The organism is Vibrio sp. L85 (genome assembly GCF_963871815.1).
Taxonomy (GTDB): Bacteria; Pseudomonadota; Gammaproteobacteria; order Enterobacterales; family Vibrionaceae; genus Vibrio; species Vibrio harveyi.
In genome coordinates, this window is sequence record NZ_CAWMYL010000078.1 from 1 (window position 1) to 2,601 (window position 2,601).

A 2,601-nucleotide genomic window follows, 5' to 3' on the forward strand; every position below is an offset into this window, starting at 1 on the left:
AAACTTGCGTTCGAGTGATAGGGCGGAAGTCCATTCCATACGCTAAGCTTCTTACCCTGCTGAACGCTCACTTGCCAACTTTTGAGCTACTCGAATTACTGTACGAGCCGATACATTGGTAAGTTTGGCGGTATCACTAATACTCAGCTTGTTGATAACTCGTAGCTGATAGATTTTTTCGTGTAGATCTGAGTCAGCTTGCCGCCCTCTGTATTTTCCTTCCTCTTTGGCTTTCTTTATTCCTTCAGCCTGACGGCGGCGGCGATCTTGGTAATCTTTTCTCGCGATAGCAGCTAGCATATCCATCATCATGCTATTTATTGCTTTGATCATCGATCCGGTAAATTCATCGGTGATTTGGGGAGAGAATGCAACATGACTGGTTGGTAAATCCAGACTAATCACCTTGAGTTCTTTTTCGTGCAGCATTTCTTTCAATGTGAACCAACTTTCTTCATCAAGACGAGAAAGACGATCAATTTGCTCTATGATGATTGCATCACCAATTGCAGCATCATCAAGTAATCGGAGTAATTTAGGTCTTTGTAATGAAGCTCCCGATTCATTCTCAATATACCATCCAGCTATACGAAAACCTTTTTCCTGTATAAACCTCTGTAAGGTGCTCTGTGCTCGTTTTGCATTTTGGTCGCTTGTTGATGCTCTAAGATAGCCAAAGATGTACATAATCTGTCCTAGGTGACATTTAAGTTATGATCTAATATGGTGTGCCATATAGGTTATGACAAATATATAAAAACTGCCACTTTTATTCTATGACTATAGGGTACACTTTATTGTCATACGAAGATCATGATTTGATTTTGAATTTTAGTTAACCTATTATTGTTGTGTTAATTATTCACACACGTAGGTGGAAATATGTCACGCACAACTAGTGTTACGATTGGGTCTCAGCTAGATGAGTTTGTCGGCCAACTCATAGCGACTGGTCGCTATGGCTCAACAAGCGAAGTGGTTCGTTCTGCATTGCGGCTACTCGAAAGGCAAGAGAAACAAACCACGGCTCTAAAAATGGCGATTGAAGCCGGAGAGCAGAGTGGTCAATGCTCATTATCACTTCATGACATTGCGACTAAAGTAAAGCAGAGACACAATGTATAAACTTTCCAACCTCGCCGCAGAAGACTTTGAGCATATCTTTGAATACACCCTATTAAACTTTGGCATAGAGCAAGCGGATGCTTATACAGAAAGTATGCATGACGTTTTGCTAACGCTTGCAGAACAACCTTTGATGGGTTACGAGTGCCCTGAAATTGCCGAAGGGCTTCGCCGCCACGATCACCATAAACATGCTATTTTTTATCGCTCACAACCTCATAGTGTTTACATAATCCGTATTCTTCATCAGCAAATGGAACCATTGCGGCATTTCCATCCAGATATTTATTAAAGTTCCTCATGGCTACATGCCGGAAATGGGAAAACAATACGTCACTGATTATCCCCGCCCTGACCAGACACCGACTCAGTTGGGTTAAACAAAATTATTTACGTGCTGAAACGTTAGTAAAAGCCAATGCGAAATTTGTCGATTTTCAGTCTACTCTTGCGCTAGCTAAGCATTGGGGCGGAGGAGAAGTTGCCTCTGCTGACGGGATGCGATTTATCACACCAGTAAGAACCGTCAATTCAGGAGCAAACCGAAAATACTTTGGTTCCAGCCGTGGTATCACATGGTATAACTTCATCTCCGATCAATTTTCTGGATTTCACGGAATCGTTATACCAGGAACACTACGAGACTCCATATTCGTATTGGAAGGATTACTGGAACAGCAAACAGGATTAAACCCCACTGAGATCATGACGGATACCGCCGGAGCCAGTGACATGGTATTTGGTTTATTCTGGTTGTTGGGGTATCAATTTTCGCCACGATTAGCCGATGCGGGTGAATCGGTATTTTGGCGTGTAGATAAAGAAGCGGATTACGGCGTACTCGATGAGCTAGCTCGGAGCTGCGTAAATCCTCAAAAAATTGAGCTTCACTGGGATGACATGATGCGTGTTGCCGGCTCTCTTAAACTAGGGAAAGTGCAGGCATCAGAACTGATTCGGTCATTACTCAAAAGTGACCGTCCATCAAGTCTGGCCCAAGCCATTATCGAAGCTGGCCGTATCAATAAGACATTATATTTACTGAATTACATCGATGACGAAGACTATCGACGCAGAATTCTAACCCAATTAAACCGAGGCGAAAGTCGTCATGCCGTAGCCAGAGCCATTTGTCACGGTCAACGCGGTGAAATCCGCAAACGTTACCGAGAAGGGCAAGAAGATCAATTGGGTTCGCTTGGCTTAGTCACTAATGCAGTTGTACTGTGGAACACCATGTATATGCAAGCTGCATTAGAGCACATAGAACGGCAAGGTGAAACACTAAAAGATGAAGACATTGCAAGGCTATCACCACTCAGTCATAAGCATGTAAATATGTTGGGGCATTACTCATTTACATTGACCGAACAGGTTTTAAATGGTGAGTTAAGACCGCTTAAACAGCCGACAGATCAGGAAGATTTTGCTTAGCGTATGGAATGGACTTCCGCCCTATCACTCGAACGCAAGTTT

The 2,601-nt window shown here is 43.0% G+C and carries 3 protein-coding genes and 1 pseudogene; 3 read left to right on the forward strand and 1 reads right to left on the reverse strand.

Features of this window, described 5'->3' with window-relative positions; all coding sequences use genetic code 11:
- Window positions 1-51: 51 nt before the first annotated feature.
- Window positions 52-687, reverse strand: a complete 636-nt coding sequence (locus AACR11_RS08635) for a recombinase family protein (protein ID WP_017818859.1) — start codon at window positions 685-687, stop codon at window positions 52-54.
- 195 nt (window positions 688-882) lie between these two features.
- Here AACR11_RS08635 and AACR11_RS08640 point away from each other — a divergent pair, with 195 nt between their 5' ends.
- The 3 genes and pseudogenes from AACR11_RS08640 to AACR11_RS08650 all read left to right on the forward strand — a co-directional run.
- Window positions 883-1,125: a type II toxin-antitoxin system ParD family antitoxin gene (locus AACR11_RS08640; protein WP_016151373.1), complete on the forward strand. Its 243-nt coding sequence runs from the start codon at window positions 883-885 to the stop codon at window positions 1,123-1,125.
- A complete protein-coding gene (locus tag AACR11_RS08645; protein WP_017818860.1) occupies window positions 1,118-1,417 on the forward strand; it encodes a type II toxin-antitoxin system RelE/ParE family toxin in 300 nt (99 codons plus the stop codon). Before AACR11_RS08640 ends, AACR11_RS08645 begins: the two co-directional genes overlap by 8 nt.
- A gap of 50 nt (window positions 1,418-1,467) precedes the next feature.
- A pseudogene (locus tag AACR11_RS08650) lies at window positions 1,468-2,559 on the forward strand (Tn3 family transposase); the annotation flags it as partial.
- Window positions 2,560-2,601: the final 42 nt, after the last annotated feature.